The organism is Butyricicoccus porcorum, assembly GCF_051246315.1.
In the GTDB taxonomy this organism is placed as follows: domain Bacteria; phylum Bacillota; class Clostridia; order Oscillospirales; family Butyricicoccaceae; genus Butyricicoccus_A; species Butyricicoccus_A porcorum.
In genome coordinates this window covers 1,186,204-1,212,082 of the sequence record NZ_CP178353.1, presented here as the reverse complement: position 1 = coordinate 1,212,082, position 25,879 = coordinate 1,186,204, and the positions used below count along the sequence as shown (strand labels likewise).

Annotated in this window: 21 protein-coding genes and 1 pseudogene; 14 read left to right on the top strand and 8 right to left on the bottom strand. The window is 54.5% G+C overall.

What is annotated here, in order from left to right; all coding sequences use genetic code 11:
- Positions 1–9 precede the first annotated feature (9 nt).
- From dpaL to lexA, 5 genes are all read right to left on the bottom strand, one after another.
- Entirely contained in the window at positions 10–1,260 is a 1,251-nt protein-coding gene (gene dpaL, locus ACLM7Z_RS05780; protein ID WP_273349576.1) for a diaminopropionate ammonia-lyase, read from the bottom strand.
- 157 nt (positions 1,261–1,417) lie between these two features.
- Positions 1,418–2,047 (bottom strand): helix-turn-helix transcriptional regulator, encoded by a 630-nt coding sequence (locus ACLM7Z_RS05775; protein WP_435645676.1) that lies wholly within the window; start codon positions 2,045–2,047, stop codon positions 1,418–1,420.
- Positions 2,048–2,478: 431 nt separating this feature from the next.
- Positions 2,479–2,691 (bottom strand): helix-turn-helix transcriptional regulator, encoded by a 213-nt coding sequence (locus ACLM7Z_RS05770; RefSeq protein WP_273349321.1) that lies wholly within the window; start codon positions 2,689–2,691, stop codon positions 2,479–2,481.
- Between the two features lie 248 nt (positions 2,692–2,939).
- Complete coding sequence (gene recG / locus ACLM7Z_RS05765) at positions 2,940–4,976, bottom strand: ATP-dependent DNA helicase RecG (protein ID WP_087018887.1); 2,037 nt, start codon at positions 4,974–4,976, stop codon at positions 2,940–2,942.
- The gene (gene lexA / locus ACLM7Z_RS05760; RefSeq protein WP_087018889.1) at positions 4,973–5,572 is read right to left on the bottom strand and encodes a transcriptional repressor LexA; all 600 of its coding nucleotides are present in this window, start codon (positions 5,570–5,572) and stop codon (positions 4,973–4,975) included. Before lexA ends, recG begins: the two co-directional genes overlap by 4 nt.
- Before the next feature lie 271 nt (positions 5,573–5,843).
- Between lexA and ACLM7Z_RS05755 the strand changes: the two genes are divergently transcribed.
- From ACLM7Z_RS05755 to pth, 3 genes are read left to right on the top strand one after another with little or no spacing between them, the layout of a single operon-like run.
- Positions 5,844–6,194 (top strand): Asp23/Gls24 family envelope stress response protein, encoded by a 351-nt coding sequence (locus tag ACLM7Z_RS05755; protein ID WP_087018891.1) that lies wholly within the window; start codon positions 5,844–5,846, stop codon positions 6,192–6,194.
- A gap of 60 nt (positions 6,195–6,254) precedes the next feature.
- Positions 6,255–7,913 (top strand): DAK2 domain-containing protein, encoded by a 1,659-nt coding sequence (locus tag ACLM7Z_RS05750; protein ID WP_330395844.1) that lies wholly within the window; start codon positions 6,255–6,257, stop codon positions 7,911–7,913.
- Positions 7,914–7,924: 11 nt separating this feature from the next.
- The gene (pth, locus tag ACLM7Z_RS05745) at positions 7,925–8,584 is read left to right on the top strand and encodes an aminoacyl-tRNA hydrolase (RefSeq protein WP_435645675.1); all 660 of its coding nucleotides are present in this window, start codon (positions 7,925–7,927) and stop codon (positions 8,582–8,584) included.
- A 105-nt stretch (positions 8,585–8,689) separates the two neighbouring features.
- Here the strand turns inward: pth and ACLM7Z_RS05740 are convergent, their stop codons facing one another.
- Together ACLM7Z_RS05740 and pgeF are read right to left on the bottom strand one after the other, a co-directional pair.
- The gene (locus ACLM7Z_RS05740; protein ID WP_435645674.1) at positions 8,690–10,246 is read right to left on the bottom strand and encodes an ABC transporter substrate-binding protein; all 1,557 of its coding nucleotides are present in this window, start codon (positions 10,244–10,246) and stop codon (positions 8,690–8,692) included.
- Positions 10,243–11,052 carry a peptidoglycan editing factor PgeF gene (gene pgeF, locus ACLM7Z_RS05735; RefSeq protein WP_087018901.1) on the bottom strand — a complete coding sequence of 270 codons (810 nt, stop codon included), beginning with the start codon at positions 11,050–11,052 and terminating at the stop codon, positions 10,243–10,245. Before pgeF ends, ACLM7Z_RS05740 begins: the two co-directional genes overlap by 4 nt.
- A gap of 340 nt (positions 11,053–11,392) precedes the next feature.
- On the opposite strand from pgeF, the gene rny reads away from it, so the two are divergent.
- The 3 genes and pseudogenes from rny to ACLM7Z_RS05720 all read left to right on the top strand — a co-directional run bounded on the left by rny (position 11,393) and on the right by ACLM7Z_RS05720 (position 14,389).
- Positions 11,393–12,928 carry a ribonuclease Y gene (gene rny, locus ACLM7Z_RS05730; protein ID WP_087018903.1) on the top strand — a complete coding sequence of 512 codons (1,536 nt, stop codon included), beginning with the start codon at positions 11,393–11,395 and terminating at the stop codon, positions 12,926–12,928.
- A 221-nt stretch (positions 12,929–13,149) separates the two neighbouring features.
- Positions 13,150–13,767, top strand: a pseudogene (locus tag ACLM7Z_RS05725) (BglII/BstYI family type II restriction endonuclease); the annotation flags it as partial.
- A complete protein-coding gene (locus tag ACLM7Z_RS05720) occupies positions 13,742–14,389 on the top strand; it encodes an MT-A70 family methyltransferase (protein WP_435645673.1) in 648 nt (215 codons plus the stop codon). The pseudogene ACLM7Z_RS05725 and the gene ACLM7Z_RS05720, both read left to right, overlap by 26 nt.
- A gap of 146 nt (positions 14,390–14,535) precedes the next feature.
- On the opposite strand, the gene ACLM7Z_RS05715 is transcribed toward ACLM7Z_RS05720, so the two are convergent.
- Positions 14,536–16,593: an ATP-binding protein gene (locus tag ACLM7Z_RS05715; protein WP_087018907.1), complete on the bottom strand. Its 2,058-nt coding sequence runs from the start codon at positions 16,591–16,593 to the stop codon at positions 14,536–14,538.
- Positions 16,594–16,882: 289 nt separating this feature from the next.
- Here ACLM7Z_RS05715 and ACLM7Z_RS05710 point away from each other — a divergent pair, with 289 nt between their 5' ends.
- The 8 genes from ACLM7Z_RS05710 to ACLM7Z_RS05675 all read left to right on the top strand — a co-directional run bounded on the left by ACLM7Z_RS05710 (position 16,883) and on the right by ACLM7Z_RS05675 (position 25,850).
- Positions 16,883–17,749 (top strand): amino acid ABC transporter substrate-binding protein, encoded by an 867-nt coding sequence (locus tag ACLM7Z_RS05710; RefSeq protein ID WP_087018909.1) that lies wholly within the window; start codon positions 16,883–16,885, stop codon positions 17,747–17,749.
- A 129-nt stretch (positions 17,750–17,878) separates the two neighbouring features.
- Positions 17,879–18,556 carry an amino acid ABC transporter permease gene (locus ACLM7Z_RS05705; protein ID WP_435645672.1) on the top strand — a complete coding sequence of 226 codons (678 nt, stop codon included), beginning with the start codon at positions 17,879–17,881 and terminating at the stop codon, positions 18,554–18,556.
- An 18-nt stretch (positions 18,557–18,574) separates the two neighbouring features.
- On the top strand, positions 18,575–19,336 hold the full coding sequence (locus tag ACLM7Z_RS05700; protein WP_435645671.1) for an amino acid ABC transporter ATP-binding protein: 762 nt from the start codon (positions 18,575–18,577) through the stop codon (positions 19,334–19,336).
- Between the two features lie 292 nt (positions 19,337–19,628).
- On the top strand, positions 19,629–20,807 hold the full coding sequence (locus ACLM7Z_RS05695; RefSeq protein WP_273349331.1) for a 4-hydroxybutyrate dehydrogenase: 1,179 nt from the start codon (positions 19,629–19,631) through the stop codon (positions 20,805–20,807).
- Positions 20,808–20,943: 136 nt separating this feature from the next.
- Positions 20,944–22,395 (top strand): 4-hydroxyphenylacetate 3-hydroxylase family protein, encoded by a 1,452-nt coding sequence (locus ACLM7Z_RS05690; protein WP_087018915.1) that lies wholly within the window; start codon positions 20,944–20,946, stop codon positions 22,393–22,395.
- 125 nt (positions 22,396–22,520) lie between these two features.
- Complete coding sequence (locus ACLM7Z_RS05685) at positions 22,521–22,787, top strand: hypothetical protein (protein WP_087018917.1); 267 nt, start codon at positions 22,521–22,523, stop codon at positions 22,785–22,787.
- A gap of 85 nt (positions 22,788–22,872) precedes the next feature.
- On the top strand, positions 22,873–24,447 hold the full coding sequence (locus ACLM7Z_RS05680; RefSeq protein WP_087018919.1) for an acyl CoA:acetate/3-ketoacid CoA transferase: 1,575 nt from the start codon (positions 22,873–22,875) through the stop codon (positions 24,445–24,447).
- A 215-nt stretch (positions 24,448–24,662) separates the two neighbouring features.
- On the top strand, positions 24,663–25,850 hold the full coding sequence (locus tag ACLM7Z_RS05675; RefSeq protein ID WP_087018921.1) for an acetyl-CoA C-acetyltransferase: 1,188 nt from the start codon (positions 24,663–24,665) through the stop codon (positions 25,848–25,850).
- The last annotated feature ends 29 nt before the right edge of the window (positions 25,851–25,879 follow it).

Genomic DNA, 25,879 nt, shown 5'->3' with positions numbered 1-25,879 from the left:
AGCCGGTGTTTATCTCGGCTTTCTGACGTCGTCCTCTGCAAACGGTTCGCGGATGCCGTACAAGCCGTCCCAGACCACCTCACGGAAGCGAACCGGATCGGTGTTGCCCTCCGTCGAAACCAGCAGCACCTCGGAATTTTCATCCAGCTTCAGCGCCGCGCGGATGTCCGCATGATTCTCCCGCGCCATCACAACACTGAGGAAGCCCATGGTGACGGAACCGGATTCGCCGGAAATAATCTCCGGATCGCCCGCCATCGGAACGCCGTACACCCGCGTGCCGCGCGCACTCATCCAGTCCGGACAGGAGACAAATGCCGCCGCATGGTTGCGCAGGATATCCCACGCAATCGTATTGCCTTCGCCGCAGGCAAGGCCTGCCATGATGGTGACCATGTCACCGGTGACATTGACCAGCTCACCGGTCGCCTGTTCCGCACTGCGGTACAGGCAATCCGCCGCATTCGCTTCGACCACCACCATGATCGGCGGATTCTCCCGGTAACGGTTGGCAAAATAGCCAATGACCGCACCTGCCAGAGAACCGACGCCCGCCTGAATGATGACATGGGTCGGGCGCTCACAGCCGTCTGCAAGCATCTGCCGGTCTGCCTCGAGTGCGAGCGTGCCGTAGCCCTGCATGATCCACGACGGGATTTCCTCATAGCCGTCCCACGCGGTGTCCTGTACCATGACGCCGTGTTCGGTCTGCGCCGCCTCAGCTGCCGCCATGCGGACACATTCGTCATAGTTCAGTTGTTCAATCGTGACCTCCGCGCCCAGCTTGCGGATGTTCTCCAGCCGGGTCGGTGTTGTGCCCTTCGGCATGCGGACGACAGCCTTCTGCCCCAAACGGTTTGCTGCCCAGGCGACACCGCGGCCATGGTTGCCGTCGGTCGCCGTGAAGAACGTCGCATGTCCGAACTCTTTACGCAGCGCGTCTGATGTCAGCACGCTGTACGGCAGCTCGGAGACATCGCGTCCGGTCTGCTTTGCGATGTAGCGTGCGATGGCAAACGAACCGCCCAGCACCTTGAAGGCATTCAGACCAAAGCGATAGGATTCATCCTTCACGTACAGATTTTTGATTCCCAGATACTGTGCGAGATGCCGGAGGCTGTGCAGCGGCGTGACGCGGTATTCCGGGAAGCTCTTATGGAAATGATTGGCCTTGAGGACATTGTCCGGGCTCATAATCTCCAGGTATCGGTCATCCGTCCCGGGGACATGGTTTTCTGTAAATTTCATTGTTACATCCATGTGATCCAACCTCCGTTCCGCATCGGTCATTCGACCAAATTTCTTATCCCTATCATAGCACACGCACGCGCGATTGCAAGCCTTTTTTCAAAATATTTTTAGGTTTATACAAAAATTTTTAGGGTTGGTTTTTGTGCAGTTTATCCTCCAGTATGCCTTATTTACTGCTTCCGATGTAGCTGTACAGTGTAAACTTGGAAATGCCGAAATAATTCGCCACCCTGTCACCCGAATGGGTAATCAGAAATGCACCGGCGTCGTTGAGGAACTTGATGGCGGCGACTTTATCGTCCTTGTTCATCAGTGCGACCGGCTTGCCGACGAGCGCAACCGACTGCTCCAGCAGCTGGTCGAGCAGCTCGCTGACGTTATGGGAAATCTCTGTCGGGCGCTCGGTTTTTGGCGCAGAGGTCAGGTTTTCCAGCGCATTCTGTGCCGCGAGCAGGGTGGAAATATCAAAATTGATGGCAAAGATATATTCCGGCTTTCCCTCGTCATCCTTGATGTAAATGGTGGAGGATTTGAGCACCTTGCCATCGGTTGTGGTGGTCAGATAACCGGAGCGGTCTTCCGGCACCTCGCCGTCGGTCTTCATTGCCTTGAGCACGACCTCCGACGGGCCATCCCCGACCTTCCGGTTGGATACATGCCCGTTTTCGATGTGGACAATGGACTGGTTCAAATCCTTCGACCGCAGGTCATGAATGACAATCTCACAGTTCGGCCCGAACTGCTGCGCCAGACTGGCTGCGACCTGCTTTAATATCTGTAGTGTTTTCAAAACCACATTCACTCCTGTCTCTTCTCCGCGTGCCCGCCGCGGGCTGCTGCGTCAGATATATGTATTGCCTACAGTGTATCATATTTCCCATTCGATTGTCATATCTTCCGCCAAAATTCCGATGGAGGACATTGATGTTCTTCGTGGAATGTGCTACATTTATGATATTCTAATATCACAGCATTCGGTTTTGTCCAAATAAACCGGAACTACGCGCAGAGATAAAAACACGTCCCGGTAGGTAGTCCGGGAGCGGCGGCAGACCCGCCGTCAGTAACCTGCCTCCTTTGGTTGTCCGTTCTCTGCATCGCCATGCAAAAAAAGGAGGATCTGCAGCGGCAGTTTGAACTGCGGAAGGAAAAACACAGGCAGAAGCACCGCGGTCATTGACCGCACAAAAAAGCCGCCGGAGCATGTGCTCCGGCGGCTTTTTGCCATTACTTTGCTGTTTTGGGATTGTCCGTACGTCCAAGCAGGTAATCGACGGACACACCGTGAAAATCCGCCAGCCGAACCAAAACCGCTGTCGGGATGTCGATGTCTCCCCGTTCATAATTGCTGTAGACGCGCTGACTGCATGACAGGATCTTCCCCATCTCTGCCTGCGTAATATCTTTATCTTCCCTCAGATCGCGTATCCTGTGATACATACTCACGCTCCCCTTCGTGAGATGATGAAATTATTATAAATAAGTAAAATATCCTCTTTTTGGTTTTAGCGGATATTTCGCTAAAAAATAACAAATTTCACCCAACTGTATATCGACCAATGCCACTTTCCGGACAGATTCCCTGTCCAAATCCCCCTCGGCATGCTGGAACAAAATCCGAAGCCCCGTGTCCCCCGACGCCGGACTTCGGATTATTTTCATTTTTCGTTATTTATATCATTCTGCTCTCAGTTAAAGCTCCCTTCTCCGTACTGCGCAAACAGCTTTTCCACCCGTGCCCGCAGTTCAGGCTCGCGCACCAGCTCCGGGTCATCTGCCAGAAGCGCATCCGCTGCGCGCCGCGCCTGCTCCAACACGCGCGTATCTCCCGCCAGGTCTGCCAGCTTCATCGGCGGCAGACCGTGCTGCCGTGTGCCGAAAAAGTCGCCCGCACCGCGCATCTCCAGATCCTTCTGTGCGATGACAAACCCATCGTTGGTATGCACCAGCGTTTTGAGTCGTTCGCGCGCATCCGCGCCGCGGTCAGCGCCGTAAAAGACACAGTAGGACTGCCGCTTTCCGCGTCCCACGCGCCCGCGCAGCTGATGCAGCTGGGACAGGCCAAAACAGTCACCGTCTTCCACAACCATCAGCGTCGCATTCGGCACATTGACGCCGACTTCGATGACGGTTGTAGAAACAAGAATATCAATATTTCCAGCGGCAAAATCCGCCATAATCTGTTCTTTTTCCGCCGCTCTGGTGCGCCCGTGCACGAGTGCGACGCGGCGGTGCGGCAACACACCTGACAGGCGCTCTGCCGCGCTCTCCGCACTGGTGCGCCCACTCTCGCCGTCGCCGACCAGCGGACAGACAACATAGACCTGTCCGCCCTCGGCGCACTGTTTGTCGATAAACCGATCAATCCGCTGGCGCATGGTTTCACCGACGGCATACGTCTTGATTTTCTGCCGTCCGGGCGGCAGCTCATCGATGACGGACACATCCAGATCGCCATACAGAAGCAGCGCAAGCGTGCGCGGAATGGGCGTCGCAGACATGACAAGCAGGTGAACATTTTCCCCCTTCGCCGTCAGCGTCGCGCGCTGATTGACACCGAACCGGTGCTGTTCGTCCACGATTGCCACCGCAAGGTCGTGAAACTGTACCGTATCCCCCAGCACAGCATGTGTGCCGATCACGACAGAAACTTCCCCTGCTTCAATCGCCTGTACGGTTTCACGTTTTTGCTTCGCACCCATCGAGCCGACCAGCAGACCGCACGACACGCCGAGTTTTTGCAGTAGCGGCGCCAGCGTCTGCATATGCTGCTGTGCAAGCAACTCGGTCGGCGCCATCATGACTGCCTGCCGCCCGTTCTTCGCGGCGAGGTAACACAGCGCCGCCGCGACCATGGTTTTGCCGGAACCGACATCACCCTGAATGAGACGGCTGAGCGGCCGACCGGCGGCGATATCCAGCGTGCACGCCTCAATGGCGCGCATCTGTGCCCCGGTCAGTGAAAATGGCAGCGCACGGTAAAACGCATTCAGGCTCAGATCGCGCAGCTGTGCGCCGCTCTTTCCCGACCGCCGCGCGCGCAGAAATCCCATACCGCACGACAGCAGGAAAAATTCTTCAAATACCATGCGGCGGCGCGCCTGCTGTGCCTGCCGCATATCCTGTGGACGGTGGATGCCGGCGAGCGCGTCACGGATGGGCGCAAAGCCCTGTTGCTCCCGAATGGCTTTCGGCAGAAAATCCGGAAGGTCATCCGGCACGGCGGCAAGCGCCGCGTCGGTCACGCGGTACAGGTCGCGCTGGTACAGTCCCGCCGTCAGCGGATACACCGGGAGCACCCGCCCGGTGCGGTCGTCCGCGCCGACCGGCTCGAACTCCGGCGACAGCATGACAAATCCACGCCCCTCCGCCTGTACCTTTCCGTAAAAGGCATATTCTTTTCCGGTCTCCAGCGCAGCCGCCGCATATTTGTGGTTGAAAAAACGCAGTGTCAGTGCGCCGCTCTCATCATACACCGTGCAGCGCGTCACATCCATGCCGCGGCGGATGTGTGCGGTCTGGGGCGGCGTGCCCACGACGGCATGCACACATTGTTTTTCTCCGTCCAGCAGATGTCGGATGGGAGTGATGTGCGTGCGATCCTCATAGCCGCGTGGATAGCACTGTACCGCATCCTCCAGTGTCACAATGCCGAGCCTGCCGAGCAGCTCCGCTTTTTTCGGCCCGATGCCGCGCACAAAGCGCACATTGTCCTGTAGCTTCATACCGGATAACTGCGCACGACCTTGGCGACAACACCCAGAATGCGGGCATAGTCACCCGGAATGGGGTGATAGGCCGGATTTTCCGGCATGAGCCAGATGTGCCCGTCCTCCTTCTCCAGCCGCTTGCAGGTCGCTTCGTCTTCAATCAATGCGACCACAATCTGTCCACGCTGCGCATAATTCTGGCTGCGCACGACAATATAATCTCCGTCGAGAATGCCCGCGCCGATCATGGAGTCGCCCTGAATGCGCAGGGCAAAAAAGTCGCCGTGCCTGCCGTCCAGATCGACATGCAGCACGCCCTCTGCCTCCTCAACCGCGAGGATCGGCATGCCCGCGGTGACGCGTCCGAGAATCGGCACAGCATCTCCACCGGGCGCGCCGCTGCCCGCCAGCGTAATCGCACGCGTCTTATGGTCATCCTTTTCCAGATATCCCAGCTCGCGCAGGTGCTTGAGGTGTGCATGCACCGACGACGGTGAGCGCAGCCCAACCGCCGCCGCAATTTCCCGCACGGACGGGGGATAGCCCTGTTCGGCGGTATAGTCGCGGATAAATGTCAAAATCTGTCTTTGTTTTTCGGAAATTGGCCGCATGATGCCCCATCCTTTCCCATCCGTCATTCCTGAATACTTTTATTTTACCGAATTCCATGCAAAAAAGCAAACAAATGTTTGTTTTTTACGTCAGACAGAAATGCCATTACCGAACACTTCTATTTTATGTGCCGGATAACAGCAACTTCGTCTGGAGCAATCGTAAAATCCTCTTGTCGCAACTGCAAAAATATTATAAAATAAGATTGAATTATTCTGTAAACCATCCCAATCAGGAAATTGGATTCCATTGTATAGAGGAGGAATTGTGATGACGATCAAAGCCGATCTCGGATTTATCAATATCGCGCCGGAAGTGCTGGCGGATATCGCGGGCTATGCGGCGATGAGCTGCTTCGGCGTCAAAGGCATGACCATCCGTTCTGTGTCCGACGGCATTGCACACCTGCTGCGCCGCGAAAACATGTCGCGCGGCGTGCGCATTACCGAAGCGGAGGATGGCGGTGTCAACATCGACCTGCATCTCGCCGTGGAGCACGGTGTCAACATTGCAACGGTCTGCCGCTCCATTATCAGCGAGGTTCGCTATAATGTCGAGAAAATGACCGGTATTGATGTCAAAAACGTCGACGTATATGTCGATGCCATTCGGGCGGACTGAGTGAGCTGTCCATGAACGTGCGTGCATCTGCGCGCCAGCATGTAAAGGAGGGCAATTTCATTGTCGAAACTGATTGACGGACAGCTATTCTGCGCTATGGTCATCGAGGGCGCACTGTCCATTGAAGAAAAAAAAGAAGAAGCAAATGAGCTGAATGTATTCCCGGTTCCGGACGGTGATACCGGAACCAATATGTCGCTGACGATGGCGTCGGCGAAAAATGAGGTATCCAAGCTGGCCGAGCCCGACCTGCCGGCAGCGAGTGCGGCGACGGCATCCGCACTGCTGCGCGGCGCACGCGGCAATTCCGGCGTCATTCTGTCGCTGCTGTTCCGCGGCATGTCCAAGCAGCTGAAAAAGTGCAAGACTGCCAAGGGACAGGATCTTGCACTCGCTCTGCATGAGGGCGTACAGGCGGCGTACAAGGCAGTCATGAAGCCGGCGGAAGGCACCATTCTGACCGTTTCCCGCGTTGCGGCACAGCATGTACTCGAGCTGTGTCAGTCCAACCCGGACATCGACTGCGGCGAGGTTCTGCGCGCCGCCATCGACAAGGGCCATGAGGCACTGGCAGAGACCACGCACCAGAACCCGGTTCTGGAAAAGGCGGGCGTCGTCGATGCAGGCGGCTTCGGCTTCCTGACCATCCTCGAGGGCATGTACGACGCGTATAACGGCATCCACAAGGAGCGCAAAATCGCTGCTGAGCCGGAGCATGCAAAGACCGGTGCGACGTTCTCGGACATCAAGGACGAGGATATCACGTTTACCTACTGCACCGAATTTATCGCAGAGCGCCGCGATAAGTCGCGCAATGTACAGCGCCTGCGCGCGTTCCTCGACAGCATCGGCGACAGCCTTGTTGTTGTTGATGACGACGATATCATCAAGGTTCACGTACACACCGACCGCCCGAACGAGGCGCTCGAAGCAGGTCTGAAGTTCGGCCAGCTGCTCACCGTCAAGATTGAGAACATGCGCCAGCAGCACTCCGCGAAGATCGTCGAGGAAGCTGCCGGTCTGGAAAGCAAGGAGCGCAAAATTGCCGAGCCGGAGAAGAAATACGGCTTTGTCTCGGTTGCCGCAGGCGACGGACTGGTCAGCGTATTCAAGGATCTCGGTGTAGATGAGATGGTACAGGGCGGTCAGACCATGAACCCGTCGACCGACGACATCCTGCACGCCATCGACGCTGTCCCGGCGGAGATTGTCTTTGTCCTGCCGAACAACAAAAACATCATCATGGCGGCAGAGCAGGCCGTTCCGCTGTGTGAGAGCAAGACGGTCGTCATCATTCCGACCAAGAATATCCCGCAGGGCATTTCCGCAATGCTCTCGTTCGACGAATGTGCCGAGCTGGATGAAAACCGTGAGGCCATGCTGGACGCAGCAGCAAATGTCCGTTCCGGACAGGTCACCTATGCCGCACGCAATTCCGATTTCGACGGCAAGAAGATCCGCGAGGGCGAATATCTTTCGCTGTTTGAATCCAAGCTGTGCGCCAACAGCCGCAAGCTGGATGACGCGGTCAAAAAGCTCATCCGCGAAATGACACGCAAGGACTGCTCGTTTATCAACATCATCTATGGCGCCGATATGACCGAAGAAGATGCGGCACGCGTCGAGAAGATGGCACACAAGGAGGCGCCGGACGCGGAAATCACCATCATCAACGGCGGCCAGCCGGTTTATTACTTTATTCTCTCCGCAGAAGGCTGATTCACAAACCCATGTCTATTTTTGATATTTTCGCAAAACTTGAACAGGAAAAGAAATCCAAGTCCCCTGCACAGCCGGTGGAATGGCTGGTTATCGGACTGGGCAATCCCGGAAAGAAATATGAAAACACCCGCCACAACACCGGTTTCCGCGTAATAGACGCGCTGTGTGCCAAGCACGCTGTGCGCTGTGACCGCGCGAAATTCCAGGCGCTGACGGGTGAGGCAGTGCTCGGTGGGAAGCGTGTCCTGCTGGTCAAGCCGCAGACCTTTATGAATCTGTCCGGCGAGGCGGTTCGCGCTGCCGCGGATTTTTACAAAATCCCTCCGGAGCATATTCTGGTCATTTTCGACGATATTTCCCTTCCGGTCGGCACGCTTCGCATTCGTCCGAAGGGCTCTGCCGGCGGACAGAACGGCGTTAAGAACATCATCGAACAGCTTGGTTCCGACCAGTTCCCGCGCATCAAGGTCGGCATCGGTGCAAAGCCGCATCCCGACTATGACCTTGCGGACTGGGTGCTGTCCAACATCAAAGAGGACGAGCTGCCCGACATGAATGACGCGGTGAACCGCGCCGTGCTCGCAGTGTCCGAACTGATTGAAAACGGCGTCCCCTCTGCCACGCAGAAATACAACGGCAAAGCGGCGCAGCCGAAAAACTGCAAATGATTTCCCGGCACAGGCTGTCCCCAGCGGACAGCCTCAGCCTATAGCAAAACCCGGCGGGAGCAGTCCCGCCGGGTTTATTCTGTCAGTCTGTCGTTTGATATGCAATCATGATGCTGACCACGTTTCAATACCATGGAAAATCTGATCCGGCCACGGCGCAAACTGCTTCGGCAGTTCGCTCGCCGACGAAATCAACGTGCGCTCAAAGGCAATTGGAATAAGGGGAGTCTGCTCTGCGAAGCATTCCGCGTATTCTTTGCGCGCGTCTTCTTCTTCGCCCTCTTCATACGACGCGAGACCGTTGATAGCGTCCTCCATATCGCTGTCATAATAGCCGCTGAAATTGCGCTCGCCGTTGCTGGAAATCAGTGACGACAGGTCAAAATCGGCGGTCATCGTGTATTCGCCGTAATACAGCTGAAACGACTCATTGCGCAGCTTGCTCTGGCATTCTTCAAAGGTCAGCGGTTTGACTTCCGTCAGAATACCTGCTTCGGTCAGCGTTTCCGCGTATTGCTGGAGCACGGCGCCCTTTGTGCTGTATTTTTCATTATAAATAATTTCTACTTTAAACTGTCTGCTGCGGCTGATATCCAGAAAACCGTCGTCATTGCGGTCATAAATATCCGCATCCTCGAGCAGTTCAAGTGCTTTTTCCTTGTTGTACTCCGGTGCATCCACATCGTCCGGCACCGGGACAATCGGCAGGCTCGCCGCATCCGCACGTCCGGCAAAGCAGGTCTGTACAATGCTTTCGCGGTCGAGCAGCAGAGACAGTGCTGTGCGCACATCCTCATTGTCATACGGCTCCATGTCACAGTTGACACCGAGATAGTGCAGGCGTGTGGTCGGCACGCTGGCGGTATATTTTCCGCCCTGTGCCGGGGACTGCTCTGCATCCGTCTGCATCAGCATGGACAGCTCGCCGCTGCTCAGCAGGTTTGCCGCGCCGGTGGCATCGGACACCGACACCAGTGTAATCGACTCACAGAAACCGACCTTGCCGCCTGTCCGCTGTTCAAACGGAATCAGGCACTTTTTTCCGTCGCTCGTCACAAGTTGATACGGGCCGGAGCCGTCCGGACACTCGTCCTCGTCCGTACCCTTGCGGAGGATCGGAACGTCGAGCAGGGCTGCAAGATTGGAATTTTCCCGGTACAGGCGAATATGTACCTCATCTCCGCTGTATTTCACCGATGAGATGCAGGAAAGCTGATCCTGATAGATGGAATCCTCACGCAAACGCGCATTGTTGAGCGAAAAGACCACATCTGCCGGTGTAACCTCCTGACCGGAGTGGAATTTTGCGCCGGAACGGAGTTTCAGCGTATAGGCTCGGCTGCCGGTCTGCTCCAGCGAATCACACAGCACCTTTTGCGGCTGGAAATTGTCATCGAGCGCAAACAGGCTCTCAAAACACAGCTGGGCAATCAGCTGGTTTTCCGATGACGTACAGGAAAGCGGGTCAAAGCCGTCATTTTCGTTATATGCGAGGGTAAATGAATCCACTGCCTTTACATTGTCTGCCGCTTGATTGACGATCTGTCCGGCATCCGTTTCGCCGCTGCCGCTGCCCGCGCTGTCCTTGCTGCCACAGCCTGCCAGCCCGGTAAGCAGCAGCGCGCCGGCGAGTGCCGCCGCAATTCCGCGCTTTGCTTTCATGATTGTTCTCCCTCCAGCATGATAATGCCCGCCTGTACGCCGCGCCTGCCGTTGGTTGCGCGGTGTGACCAGAATTCGTCGTGCATGCATTTGGTGCACAGACCGCTGTCTGTCACCTTCTTCACGCCTGCATCCTCCAGGCGCATGCGGTTGATGCCCTGTAAATCGATAAAATATTTCGCACCGCGCCGTTCAATAAACGGCTCGACTGCCTGCCCCATTGTTTCACGCATGGCATCCGGCACATCTGCATCCGTTTCAAAACAGCACGAATGAATGGACGGCCCGATGACCGCTTCGATGTTTTCCGGCTGTGCACCATACTGCTCCTGCATGGTGTGCACGGTTTTGGCCAAAATGCCGTTTGCCGTGCCGCGCCAGCCCGAATGGCACACGCCAATGCTCCGGCTGACCGGGTCATGCAGCAATGTAACAACGCAGTCAGCATAATAGCCGCACAGCGGCACATTCGGCAGGTTCGTGACAATGGCATCCGTCTGCCAGCTCATCGGCTGTCCGAGGCCCATGCCCATCGTGTTCTCATCCACCACACGCACACAGTCGCCATGCACCTGTTTGGTCATGGTCATGCGCTCACGCGGTACGCCGAAATGATCCGCGAGAATCTGATAATTTTTCAGTACGTTTTCACGCTCATCGCCGCGGTTAAAGCCGAGATTGAGCGAAGACAGGTATCCTGTGCTCACACCGCCGAATTTGGTTGTAAACAGATGCGGCGTGGTGATGGTATCACAGGTATAGTAAATCAGGCCGTTTTCCTCACGCCTGTGTATCAACTGATCCATAAATATCCTCCTGTACAGGCAAAAATCGCGATTATCCGCCTGTCGTCCCTATTATACTATGCTTTGTTAAAAAAATATAGTGGGAATATAAAATGACGAGATTGTTAAAAATTTCGATGTTTTTTGTAAGATGTTGACAAAATTGCTTGATTCTTAGAATGCTACTGTTTCCCCTGCACAGATACCCCCTGTTGACAATATTTTGTTTTCCGATTACAATAAGTAATAATGCCTTTGTATGAAAACGTATGCGATCTATCGTTTAACCGCACAGGTATTACCTGAAACTTTCCGAAATTTTTAGAAAAAATCACAAAAACAGGAGGTGTGTATCAGAACAATGGTTGGTATTATAATTGCCGCAATCGTCGGCATACTTGTGGGTGTTATCGCCGGCATCGCCTACCGCAAGAACGTCGCCGAAAAGGAAATCGGCAGCGCGGAGGAAGAAGCCAAGCGTATCATTAACGATTCCATCAAGGCTGCGGAGAGCAAGAAGCGCGAAGCAGTACTGGAAGCGAAAGAAGAAATTCACAAAAGCCGCGCTGATCTCGAGCGTGAAATCAAAGAACGCCGCAGCGAAGTGCAGAAAACCGAACGTCGTCTGACACAGAAAGAGGAGACGCTGGACCGTAAAACGGATGCAGCGGAACAGAAAAATGAGGAACTGACCCGCCGTCTGGCCAAGGTACAGAAGAGTCAGGAGGAAGCGGAACAGTACAAGCAGCAGCAGCTGGAACGTCTGGAAAGCATTTCCGGCCTGACCCGCGAGGAAGCAAAGGATTTCCTTGTCAACTCCATCGAGCAGGAAGCCCAGCACGACGCAGCCATCAAGCTGCGCGACATCCAGCAGCGCACCAGGGACGAAGCCGAGCAGTATGCCCGTGAAATGATTTCGTCCGCCATCCAGCGCTGTGCGGCGGATCATGTGGCAGAAGCTACCGTATCTGTCGTGCCGCTGCCGAACGACGAAATGAAGGGTCGCATCATTGGCCGTGAAGGACGCAACATCCGCACGCTGGAAACGCTGACCGGTGTTGACCTGATTATCGACGATACACCGGAAGCCATTACACTTTCGTGCTTTGATCCGGTTCGCCGCGAAATTGCCCGTCTGACGCTGGAAAAGCTCATCATTGACGGCCGCATCCATCCGGCACGCATTGAAGAGATGGTTGAAAAGAGCCGCCGTGAGGTCGAACAGACCATCAAGCAGGAAGGTGAACGCGCCGTCCTCGAGACCGGTGTGCATGGACTGCATCCGGAGCTGGTCAAGCTGCTCGGCCGCATGCGCTACCGCACAAGCTATGGTCAGAATGTTCTCCAGCATTCCATCGAAGTTTCCCACATCGCCGGCATTCTCGCCGCAGAGCTGGGTGTAGACGCCACACAGGCAAAGCGCGCCGGACTGCTGCACGATATCGGCAAAGCAGTCGACCGCGAAATGGAAGGCTCACACGTTGACATCGGTGTTGACCTCTGCAAGCGATACCGCGAGCACAACGACATTATTCACGCAGTACAGGCGCATCACGGCGACATTGAGCCGAAAACCATTGTTGCTTGTCTGGTACAGGCAGCCGATGCCATTTCCGCTGCCCGTCCGGGTGCGCGCCGCGAGAACCTCGAAGCGTACATTAAGAGACTGGAAAAGCTGGAAGAGATCGCAAATACTACCTCCGGTGTGTCCAGTTCGTATGCCATTCAGGCAGGCCGCGAGATCCGTATCATCGTCAATCCGGAACAGGTTTCCGATTCCAAGATGGTTCTGCTCTCCCGTGAAATTGCCAAGAAAATTGAAACCGAGTTGGAGTACCCCGGTCAGATCAAGATCAATATGATCCGTGAGACCCGTGCCGTCGAGTACGCAAAGTAAAATGTTGAAGGAGTTCTGGAAGCACACCAGAGCTCCTTTTCTGTCCATTTGAAAATGTTGAATTGCAATTCTACTTTTGTTATAATAATTTGAACTACATTGAAGGAGCTCCAAAAATGCATCTGGAAGATTATATTGGTGATGACCTTTTTGATAAATTTGAGTTTTATAACTACAACCACGCCCATGAAATTATTACGTAGGCATTTCCCGAAGAATGGAATGAAATTGTCCACTGCCTGAATAATCTCAATATTTCCACAGAAGATCTGAGAGAATCTGGCGGAAATGAAACCAAAATCCCCAGGAAATTTGATGACATGCTATATCCTTGTGGTTGGAGAGAAATTCGCATTTCCGGTGATTTACATATTAAATTCTATCCCAGACAAGCCGAACAACGTGGTCGTTTCTCGAATATCCCTTTTGAAGAACGCACAACAGAAGGATATATCGACGGACATAATATTGATTTTCTAAAAAATCGCATTGCGTTTGATCTAGAGTGGAATAGCAAGGATCAGACCTTTGATCGTGATCTTCTGGCAATGCGGACATACTATGACTGTAATATTATCAGTGCAGGTATTATTGTAACTCGTTCACAGGATCTCAATGATGTTTTCAAAACAGTCTACGATTTTGACAAGAAATCAAATTTCTGGAAGCCAATTATGCGTAAATATGGAGCAAGTACCACTTGGATTGGCAAACTGTTATACAGGCTGGATTCACGCAGAAATGGCGGATGCCCCATTCTTGCAGTTGGAATCAAAAAAAATTGTATTTCCGATTGGAAGGAGGACTATATAGATGAGCACAATCCAAACAACGTCTGATAATCTTCTTGCTTTTTGCGGCTCAAAAAAATATTCTACAATATATGCAGATCCGCCTTGGCGATTTCAAAACCGAACAGGGAAAGTTGCCCCAGAACACAAACGACTGAACCGTTATGAAACCATGACTTTAAAAGATATCATGGAATTACCCGTTGAGCAGGTTGCAGCTGAAAAGAGCCATTTATATCTCTGGGTTCCGAACGCACTTCTTCCCGATAGTTTAGCAGTAATGCAGGCTTGGGGATTCAAATATAAAGGAAACATAATTTGGGAAAAAGTTCGTAAAGACGGGCAACCAGATGGTCGAGGTGTCGGATTTTATTTCCGAAATGTCACTGAAATTCTTTTGTTTGGGATCCGTGGAGAAAACAATCGAACTCTCGCTCCGGCTCGCTCTCAAGTTAACTTAATCCGAACACAGAAGCGCGAACATTCAAGAAAACCGGATGAAATAATCCCAATCATTGAACAATGTTCACCCGGATCATTCCTCGAGCTCTTTGCCCGCGACGATCGGGAAGGCTGGGATATGTGGGGAAATCAGGCGGATGCAAGCTATGAACCGACCTGGAATACCTACAAAAACCATACCGTAAAACAAACCAATCATCACACTTAATGCTCACTCAGAGAATCTCTGTGGACGTAAATATTCCTCCTCACAGAAATATTCTTTCGTCAGTCAAAATTGAGCTTTATAGCCAAAAAGCGCTGTACCGCGTTCGGTACAGCGCTTTTGCGTTTTGTTCACTTGTTTATTTGCTGTCAGGGTCTGCGGCAGGTCAGCAGAATGACCTGTCGTTCGCGGGCAATTTCGCGCAGCAGCTTCATGCCGCAGGCGGCGCGCTGGTCATCATAGTTGACAAATGGGTCGTCCAGCACAATCGGGACGCTCTCATCTTGATTGTCCAGCAGCACCTTGCACACGGCAAGGCGCAGCGCCAGATACAGCTGGTCGCGTGTGCCGGTGGACAGGCGGAGCTTATCCATTTCCACTGCACTGTTGTCCCGCCGGCAGGTTGCCTCAAAGTTGGTATACAGCTGCATCGCCGTATAGCGGTCGGCAGTCAGGGTTTTCATATACTCCTGTGCCAGTTTGTTGATCTGCGGAGAAACGCGCCCGGTCAGCTCGGCATTGGCACGCACCAGCGATTCCTTCGCCAGCCGGATGGCATCCAGCTGCCAGAGGATACTTTCCTTTTCCTCTTCCAGCCGCTCGCGCAGAGTGCACAGTTCTTCGCGCTTACCGATTTCCTCTGCCTTGCCGCGGCATGCCGCAATCGATTCGTGCAGCGTATTGCATGCCTGACGCGCTTCATCGACTGCGCTTTTTGTTTCGTTCATATGCATACGTGCCTCGCCCTGTGGGCCGGTCGTATCCAGGATATTCAAATAATGCTCTGCCAGGTCGTCATGCTCGCGCTTGCGTGCGAGATAAACGCGCTTTTTCTCGTCGAGCATCTTCATATGCTCCAAAGCACGGGCATCATCTTCTGCCGGAAGCTCCGGTGCGATGCGCTGCATCTGTTCGCGGAAGCTCTCGCGCATTTTTTCCAGATGCTCTGCCGTCTGTGCCTCGCGGCTGATGGCGGACTGCCTGCGGCGCTCCAGCTTGACGCGTTCCTCGTCAAAGTCCATCGGCGGGGAATCGAGAGACTCTGTGCTGCCGACAAACGTGACAATCAGGGCGATGACGGCGCATACAGAGAACAGATATGGCATATATGGTGTCAACGGGCCAAACGGGATGATTTGCAGCAGGCTGACAACCGCCAACACACCGAGTACAACAGCAAGAATCATGGACCAACCGCGGATATGGATATCCGAACGGCTGCGCGAGCTGTTGCTGTAATCGTCCTCTGTCTGGTCGATGTCATCCTTCCATTTCTGATAGTTGGTGGTGACGTCATCCAGCTCTGCTTTTGCGGCGTCATACGCTTCTTGTGCTTCCGTGAACTGCGCAGTAGCGCGCTCCGCGTCTGCCAGCACGCCGAAGGGCGGGAGCTCCGCTTTCAGCTGGGCGAGCCGCTCACGCGACTGCCGTTCCTCGCGCTCTGCCGACTCGCGCTTTGCGACAAAGAGCAGGGTGAAGTCTTCAGTCGCCTGCTGGTGCTCCGCTTCCGCTTCCGCAATGCGCTGCTCGGCCTCGGGCACCTGCGCCTCATAGTTCTGAATCTGTTCGCTCAGGTCGTCCAATCTGCCAATCGACTGGGTGAGCTGTGCGATATCCGCTTCGACCTGTGCATATCGCCCACGGTTTCCCGTGCCGCGCAGGGCATTGCGCCAGTGGTCGAGCTGTGCCACCGCGTTGGAATACATCATGGCGCTGTCACCCGTCGTGGACAGCGCCAGCATGCGGTCACCCAGCTCTCCGGCAGAAAGTGCCTGATCTTGTCCGTCGATCAGAGCGGAGGACTGATAGCCCTCCTCACTCACACCTGTCAAGATGCGTCCGCAGTCCTTTGCAGTCAGCTCAGCGCATTCTTCACCGGTATCGGCATAATGTGCGGAAAACTCCTGCATAGGAGCCGTTCCTTTTCCGGTCTGGCGGCTGATGATGATGCGGCGTCCCTTCCATTCCAGCTCCAGAATGCCGCTCATCGGGTTGCCGTCCGCCGGACGGTATTTCGTCTTGTCCGAAAGCTGGTTTTTTCCGTCACGCCGGCTGGTATTCAGGCCATACAGCATAACGCGCAGGAAATTGCATAATGTCGTTTTACCGCCCTCATTGGGCAGATAGAGCACATTCAGGCCGTCCTCAAAACGGATTTTCTGACCGTCAAGGACACCAAAATGCCCCTGTGCCTGCAAGAATTTCATATCAGTCCCCCTGTTTCCTTTTGAATTTGGGTTTGGACGTTTCTTCTATTATAGCTTCTATTATAGCATAGATTTTTGGTATGACAACCAATTGCTGCGGGCAGATTTCCGTTTTCCCGCGTTTTTTATTGTGCTCTGCTATTGATTTATCCGGTTGAAATGTTAAAATAGTATCATATTATATTCGGAGGGGGCGTATCCGCAGGCTTCGCCCCGGACAGAGGGAATGCAGTTCCTTCTGTGCCATTCCACTATTCTTATCTTATACTGAAAAGAGAGGTACATCATTATGAAATTCAAACGCTTGATGGCTATGGCTGCTGTTGCAGCAATGTCAGTCTGCATGCTCGCAGGCTGTGGCGGCAGCAAGTCTGAAGATACTGCCACCCCGGCTGGCTCCGCCGCAGGTTCCGGTGCAGAAGGCTCCGACCAGTCGCTTCAGTACATCCTCGACAAGGGCGAGCTGGTGCTCGGTCTGGATGACTCCTTCCCGCCGATGGGCTACCGCGACGACAACAACGAGATTGTCGGCTTCGACATCGATGTTGCAACCGCTGTCTGCGAGAAGCTGGGCGTCGATCTTGTTACCCAGCCGGTCGACTGGGATTCCAAGGAAATGGAACTGAATGCCAAGAACATCGACTGCATCTGGAACGGCCTGTCCGTCAGTGAAGAACGCAAGCAGTCCATGAACATGTCCATTCCGTACATGGAAAACCACATGGCGCTGGTTGTCCGTCCGGATGACTCCATCAAGAGTATCGACGATATGGAAGGCAAGGTACTGGCTGTCCAGTCCGGCTCGACCGCAGAGGAGGCTCTCGACTCCGAGGATGGTGCAGCCCTCAAGGATATGGTTGCCAGCGTCAACAGCTTCGACGACAACCTGACCGCTCTGATGGATCTGGATACCAAGGCTTCCGATGCTGTCCTGATGGATGACGTTGTTGCGAACTACCTGATTGAGCAGAACAACAAGGACTATGTCGTTCTGAGCGACTTCCTCTATGCGGAGGATTATGCAATTGCGTTCCGCAAGGGCGATGACGCGCTGACCGAAGCTGTCAACAAAGCGCTGCGCGATCTGAAGGCAGACGGCACGCTGGAAGAAATCTCCACCAAATGGTTCGGTTCCGACAAAACTACGGTAGAATAAGCTGATCGTCTGGGGCTGTCCGCGTTGGACAGCCCCTTTTTACATCCCACTTACCTATTTTTATATTCTGCTTACCTATTTTATTACTTATCTAGTACACCTATTACAATAAGGAGTGACCCCCGCCCCATGGAATTTATCGAAAGCATTACCGGGATGAATGCAGCTGCATTCCTCTCCATGATCCCCAACATGCTGATCGGCTGTTGGGAGGTCATCCAAATTTTCCTGCTGACCGTCCTGTTTGCCGTCCCGCTCGGCTTCCTCGTCGCGCTCGGCCGCACCTCGCGCTTCAAAATTCTGGGCGGCATCATCCGCATTTATCAGTTGATTGTCCGCGGCACGCCGCTCATGCTCCAGCTGATGTTCTGCATGTATGCCCCGTCCTTCCTGTTTGGCCTCACACCGCACCGCTTTGCCGCGTGTATCATCGCGTTTGTCGTCAACTATGCCGCGTATTTCGGCGAGATTTTCCGTTCCGGCATCCAGTCCATCCCACAGGGACAGTATGAAGCCGGCAAGGTGCTCGGCTATACCAAAACACAGGTATTTTTCCATATTGTCCTGCCGCAGGTCATCAAGCGCGTCATTCCGCCGACGGGAAGTGAATTTATGGTTCTGGTCAAGGACACCGCGCTTGCTCAGATCATTGCGCAGCCGCAGCTGTTTGACATTGCCATCAAGACTGCGGCGAAGAATGTTTCCATTACGCCGTACATCGCAGCCGGTATTTTCTACCTGATTATGAGTGCCGTCGTCGAATTCGCGTTCAAAAAGCTCGAGTCCAAGCTGGACTACTACCGTTGACCGCAGGAGGAATCTGTCATGAATCTGATTGAAGCAAACCACATCGAAAAGAGCTTTGGTGAGCTGCAGGTGCTGCGCGATATCTCCATGCACGTGGCACAGGGCGAAGTTGTCGCCATCATCGGCCCGTCAGGCTCCGGAAAATCCACCTTCCTGCGCTGCCTGACCCAGCTGGAGACCGCTGACCGCGGTGAAATCACCATCTGCGGCAAGCAGATGATGCGCACGGAAAATGGCAATGCCGTTTTCGCTGACCCCAAAACACTGCATGAAATCACGCTGTGTGCCGGTCTGGTGTTCCAGAATTTCAATCTGTTCCCACACCGTTCGGTTTTGCAGAACGTCACCGATGCACCGATCCGTGTGCTGGGTATCTCCAAAGCCGAAGCGGAAAAGACCGCCCGCAGCCTGCTGGAAAAGATGAATCTGTCCGATCGCGCAGATTATTATCCCTGTCAGCTGTCCGGCGGACAGCAGCAGCGCGTCGCCATCGCGCGCGCGCTCGCGCTCAATCCACGCGTACTGTTTTTTGACGAGCCGACCTCTGCGCTCGACCCGGAGTTGACCGGTGAAATTCTTCGTGTTATCCGTCAGCTCGCCGAGGAACACATGACCATGGTCGTCGTCACACATGAAATGGCATTCGCCCGCGACGTGTCCGACCGTGTTATCTTTATGGACGGCGGCGTCATCGTCGAGCAGGGCCGTCCGGAGGAAATTTTCGGCGATGCACAGAATGAACGCACCCGTGCTTTCCTCAGCAGTTTTGCACAAAACTAACAGCACATCCCCAGCTTTCTCAACATTTTCCACAATAAATTTTGAAAAAATGATTTACAAAGTTGTGACATTAGTATAAAATGTAAGCAAGTAACCCGGCTCGATTGCACTCCGTTTATTTGTGACAAAATGTCGAGATATTTTTTCTTGTAACTTCATCACTTTTTGTTGAAGTTTCGCTCAACTTTTGGTACAATCATAGGGAAGGTAACGGAATCCATCCGCCGACTTTTGGATAACCAGCCCCAAAAGGCTTCTTATGCAAGAAAATTTTTTATAGGAGATGTTAAATATGGATGCTTTTAGCAAGGCCCTGCAGGCCGACAAGAGAGAAATCATCATCGCGCCGACCATCTACAAATGTGCGAATTTCGCAGAATTCGCAGAGGAATTCAAGCTGAACGAGAGAGACTGCGTTCTGACCAACGAATTCATCTACAAGCCGTTCATGGAAGAGCTGAACCTGCCGTGCAACTTCGTATTCCAGGAGAAGTTCGGTGTTGGCGAGCCGTCTGAGGCTATGATCCAGACCATGTACGACGCTATCCCGTACGATTCCTATGACCGCGTCATTGCTGTCGGCGGCGGCGCTATCATGGACCTGTGCAAACTGCTCGGCTGCAAGCGCCCGGCTTCCATCCACGAGATGTACTTCAAACGTGAGCCGTTCATCCACGAGAAGGAAGTTATCGCAATCCCGACCACCTGCGGCACCGGTTCCGAGGTTACCAACATTTCCGTTGCAATCGTCAAGGACGAGAAGGACGGCGTTCTGACCGGCGGCGAGACCAAGCTGGGCCTGGTTTCCGATGACATGATCCCGAACAAGGTTTGCCTGGTTCCGGATATGCTGAAGACCCTGCCGTACAAGCCGTTCGCTTCTTCCGCAATCGACGCCCTGATCCATGCAACCGAGTCCTTCCTGTCGCCGCATCGTAAGACCATGACCTCTGAGATGTTCTCCATCAAGGCTATGGAGCTGATTCTGGAAGGCTTCCGCCGCATCGGCGAAGACGGCCCGGACGCTCGCTTCGGCTACCTCGAGGAGTTCTCCATCGCTTCTACTTACGCTGGCATCGCTTTCCTGAAGGCTGGCTGCGCTACCGTACACGGCATGTCCTTCCCGCTCGGCGGCACCTACCATGTACCGCATGGTGAGTCCAACTACGCTCTGTTCGGCAAGATCATGGAGATCTACGACGAGATGGACCCGAACGGCGAAATCCTCGAGTTCAAGAAGCTGGTTGCCCGTATCACCGGCTGCGAGGTCGACAACGCAATCGCATACCTCAACGAGCTGCTCGAGAAGGTTCTGCACCTGAAGCCGCTGCGCGAGTACGGCTTCAAGGAATCCGACATCAAGGACTTCCCGGTATCTGTCGAAGCAAACCAGCAGCGCCTGATCACCAACTCCTACATCCAGCCGTGGACCCGTGAGCTGATGGAGCGTGTTTACAGAGAGTGCTACTAATTGCCGGATAACGCAATATCCCAATACCGTTAGCCTGTAAAACGCAGCGGGTATCGTCCGCGGTACTCGCTGCGTTTCTACTTCAAAGGGGTTCGTTCCCCCTGACTAGAGAGACGACTGAGAGAAAGGATTTACGATCACTATGATGACCAAAGAACAGTACATTGAGTCCCTGCGCAAGCTGAATCTCAACCTGTGGATGTTCGGCAAGAAGGTTGAGAATCCGGTAGACGATCCGGTTATCCGTCCTTCCCTGAACTCCTTTGCCGCTACATACGAGGCTGCGGAGGATCCGCAGTATGAAGACCTGATGGTCGCTACCTCCCACATCACCGGCAAGAAGATCAACCGCTTCACCCACATGCATCAGTCCACCGACGACCTGATTAAGAAGGTTAAGATGCAGCGTATGCTCGGTCAGAAGACCGCTGCCTGCTTCCAGCGCTGCGTAGGCATGGACGCAATGAACGCCGTATTCTCCTCCACCTACGAAATCGACGAGGCGTGCGGCACCAAGTACCATGAAAACTTCGTCAAGTTCCTGACCCGCGTACAGGACGAGGACCTCGCAGTTGACGGCGCTATGACCGACGTCAAGGGCGACCGCGGCCTGGCTCCGTCCAAGCAGGCTGACCCGGACCTGTTCCTGCACGTTGTTGAGCGCACCGCTGACGGCGTTTATGTCACCGGCGCAAAGGCGCATCAGACCGGTTTCGTCAACTCCCACGAGGTTCTGGTTATGCCGACCATCTCCATGCGTGAGGGCGACGAGGACTATGCGATTTCCTTCGCAATCCCGACCGATTCCGAGGGCATCACCCTGATCTACGGCCGCCAGTCCTGCGACACCCGCAAGCTGGAGGAGTACAACGATATCGACGTAGGCAACAAGACCTACGGCGGCCACGAAGTCCTGGTTATTTTCGACCATGTATTCGTTCCGAACGATCGCATCTTCCTGAACGGCGAAGTGAAGTTCGCTGGCATGATCGTTGAGCGTTTCGCAGGCTATCATCGTCAGTCCTACGGCGGCTGCAAGGTCGGCGTCGGCGACGTCCTGATCGGTGCTACCGCTCTGGCTGTTGAGATGGCAGGCTGCGCAAAGGCTTCCCATGTCAAGGATAAGCTGATCGAAATGACCCACCTGAACGAGACCCTGTACGCATGTGGCATCGCATGCTCCTCCCAGGGCTCCAAGACCAAGGCAGGCAACTACCTCATCGACCTGCTTCTGGCAAACGTCTGCAAGCAGAACGTCACCCGCTTCCCGTACGACATCGCTCGTCTGGCACAGGATCTGGCAGGCGGCCTGATGGTTACCCAGCCGTCTGAGGCAGATTACCGCAACCCGCAGCTGAAGCCGTACATCGAGAAGTACCTCAAGGGTGTCGCTTCCGTTCCGACCGAGGATCGCATGCGCGTCCTTCGCCTGATCGAGAACCTGACCATGGGTACCGCAGCAGTCGGCTACCTGCCGGAGTCCATGCATGGCGCAGGCTCCCCGCAGGCTCAGCGCATCATGATTGCCCGCCAGTCCAACATGGAGCAGAAGAAGCAGCTTGCTAAGGCAATTGCACGCATCGACTAATTGATTCTGAACAAACGGTGCTGATTTTCTGGCAATAACGTGACAACAGGCACTCATAGAGCAATTCTGTGGGTGCCTGTCTGTCCGTCTGTGCTCCCCCCAAATTCCGAAAATGAGGTTATGTTATGCTTCACTGTACTGTAAAATTCTGCGGCGGCTGCAATCCGCGCTATGACCGCGGCACCGCATACCGCCAAATTTGCAGCCAGCTCGATGGTATCGCGGGCTTCTCGTACCCGGAGGACGGCGTGCATTACGATGTGCTGCTGATCCTGCGCGGCTGCACGGGCTGTTCGTACCTGTACGAGGAAATTTCAGCGGAGCACCGCATCATCTGCACCGAGCAGGCGGAAGCAGATGGTGCCGCGGCTCGCATCGCCGCACTGGCCTGAACAGCATTGTATTTTATTTTCCGCCTGACGTTTTATCACAAAATACTTTTTCTGGATATCAAAACAGAGAGAAAGGATGATACCAATGAGAAAAGTAAAGATTCTGACTCCGGAAGAGGCGGCTCTGCTCATCAACGATGGTGATACCGTCGCAACTTCCGGCTTCGTAAGCTGTGCATGCCCGGAGACTCTGTCCAAGGCTGTTGAAAAGCGTTTCGTAGAGACCGGCCATCCGAAGGACGTTACCCTGTTCTATGCAGCTGGCCAGGGCTGGCGCGGTACCCCGGGCTCCGGCGGCGACCACTTCGCACATGAAGGCATGGTCAAGCGCGTTGTCGGCGGCCACTGGGATCGTGCCCCCGGACTGGGCGCACTCGCTCTTGAGAACAAGATCGAAGCTTATAACCTGCCGCAGGGTGTTATCACCCATATGTACCGCGATATCGCTGCACATAATCTCGGCACCATCACTCATGTCGGCCTGTATACCTTCGCTGACCCGCGCAACGGCGGCGGCAAGCTGAACGACTGCACCAAGGAAGACCTCGTCAAGCTGATCGAGATCGAAGGCCAGGAGCGCCTGCTCTACAAGACCTTCCCGATCGACGTTGTCCTGCTGCGTGCTTCCTACTGCGACGAGCGCGGCAACTGCACCGTACACAGAGAAGTTGGCCCGCTGGACGTCACCGCCATGGCTCAGGCCTGCAAGAACAGCGGCGGTAAGGTTATCGTTCAGGTTGAGAAGATTGTAGCTGCCGGTTCCCTCGATCCGAAGCTGGTCAAGATTCCGGGCATCTACGTTGACGCCGTTGTCATCGGTACCGAAGAGGACAACATGCAGTGCATCGGCGTACCGTACGACGGCTCCGCTGCCGGCGAGTACACCATCCCGCTGGATTCCATCCCGACCATTCCGCTGAATCAGCGCAAGGTTGTTGCGCGCCGTGCTGCTATGGAGCTGCCGAACGATGCAATCGTCAACCTCGGCACCGGTATGCCGGAGCAGATTTCCAATGTTGCGGCTGAAGAAGGTATCGCGGATAAGATGACCCTGACCGTAGAGGCTGGCCCGATCGGCGGCATCCCGCTGGCTGGCCCGCAGTTCGGCGCGTGCTCCAACGCAGAAGCCATTCTGGAGCACAACGTACAGTTCGACTTCTATCAGGGCGGCGGCCTGGATATCGCATTCCTCGGTCTGGCTGAAACCGCTCCGAACGGTGACCTGAACGTATCCAAGTTCGGCACCCGTCTGGCAGGCTGCGGCGGCTTCATCGACATCACCCAGAACGCAAAGAAGGTCTGCTACTGTGGCACCTTCACCGCAAAGGGCCTGAAGGTCAAGGTCGGCGACGGCAAGATCGAAATCGTGCAGGAAGGCGAAAAGAAGAAGTTCGTCAAGGAAGTTGAGCACATCACCTTCTCCGGCATCTATGCGAACAAGGTTCATCAGCCGGTTCTGTACATCACCGAGCGCGCTGTCTTCGAGCTGCGTCCGGAGGGCGTTACCCTGATTGAGATCGCACCGGGCATCGACCTGCAGACCCAGATCCTCGACCAGATGGAATTTGTACCGCAGATCGCTTATCAGGAAGACGGCACCATCAAGCTGATGGACGAGCGTATCTTCCGCGATGAGCCGATGGGCCTCGCAAACGATTGATTGCTGATCAAATAACGCATAACACATGGGTATCTAATTGTTAGTTTTTTAACACTTTCAACTTTTTCACGCTTTTTTTGCGGAAAATACTTGTGAAATATGGCGTTATGATGTACAATAGCAAAGGGTTCAGGGAGAAACACCACTCTATCCTCCCTTATCCTATTGTTATATAACTATCCATTCCTGTAGTGAGAAAAAGGAGAATAGGGCAAATGAATGTGTATATTTGCAGTGCAAAGAGAACCCCGATCGGTTCCTACGGCAAGAGTCTGAAGGATGTTCCGGCTGTTACGCTCGGCGTTACCGCTGCCAAGGCTGCGATTGAGCAGTCCGGCGTTGACGTTGCTGCCATCGATGAGACCATCACCGGCTGCGTCCTCCAGGGCGGTCTGGGTCAGAACATCGGCCGTCAGATCATGGTTGGCGCAGGTCTGCCGATCACCACTCCGGCAATCACCATCAATAAGGTTTGTGCATCCTCCATGCGCGCAATGAGCCTCGCAGCTCAGATCATCAAGTCCGGCGACGACCAGTGCATCATGGCTGGCGGCGCTGAGTCCATGTCCGGTGCACCGTATTATGCAAACAAGGTTCGCTGGGGCGCTCGTATGAACGACATCCAGATGGTCGACCTGATGGTACACGACGGCGTTTGGGATATCTTCAACGGCTACCACATGGGCATCACTGCGGAAAACGTTGCAGAGCAGTACGGCATCACCCGTGAGATGCAGGACGAGCTGGCTTGCGCTTCCCAGGCAAAGGCTGTTGCAGCAATCAAGGCTGGCAAGTTCAAGGACGAGATCGTTCCGGTAGAAGTAAAGCAGAAGAAGAAGACCTTCCTGTTCGACACCGACGAGCATCCGCGTGAGGGCACGACGATGGAGACCCTCGCTGGTCTGCGCCCGGCATTCAAGAAGGACGGCACGGTAACCGCAGGCAACGCTTCCGGCATCAACGATGCAGGCGCTTGCATGATTATCGCTTCTGAGGACTTCGTAAAGGCACACGGCTTGAAGCCGATGGCGAAGATCCGTTCCTACGGTTCTGTCGGCTGCGATCCGTCCATCATGGGCATCGGCCCGATCGAGTCCACCCGTCAGGCACTGTCCCGCGCTGGCCTCACCGTTGCTGATCTCGACCTGATCGAGTCCAACGAAGCATTCGCAGCACAGGCTTGCGCAGTCAACAACACCCTTGGCTTCGACATGGACAAGGTCAATGTAAACGGCGGCGCAATCGCTCTGGGCCATCCGATCGGCGCAGCAGGCTGCCGTATCTCCACCACCCTGCTGTACGAAATGATTAAGCGCGATGCTACCATCGGCCTGGCTACCATGTGCATCGGCGGCGGCATGGGCGAAGCAATCATCCTCGAGCGCGACGAGCTCTGCAAGTAAGCATTATACATTCCACGACATTTTCGAGA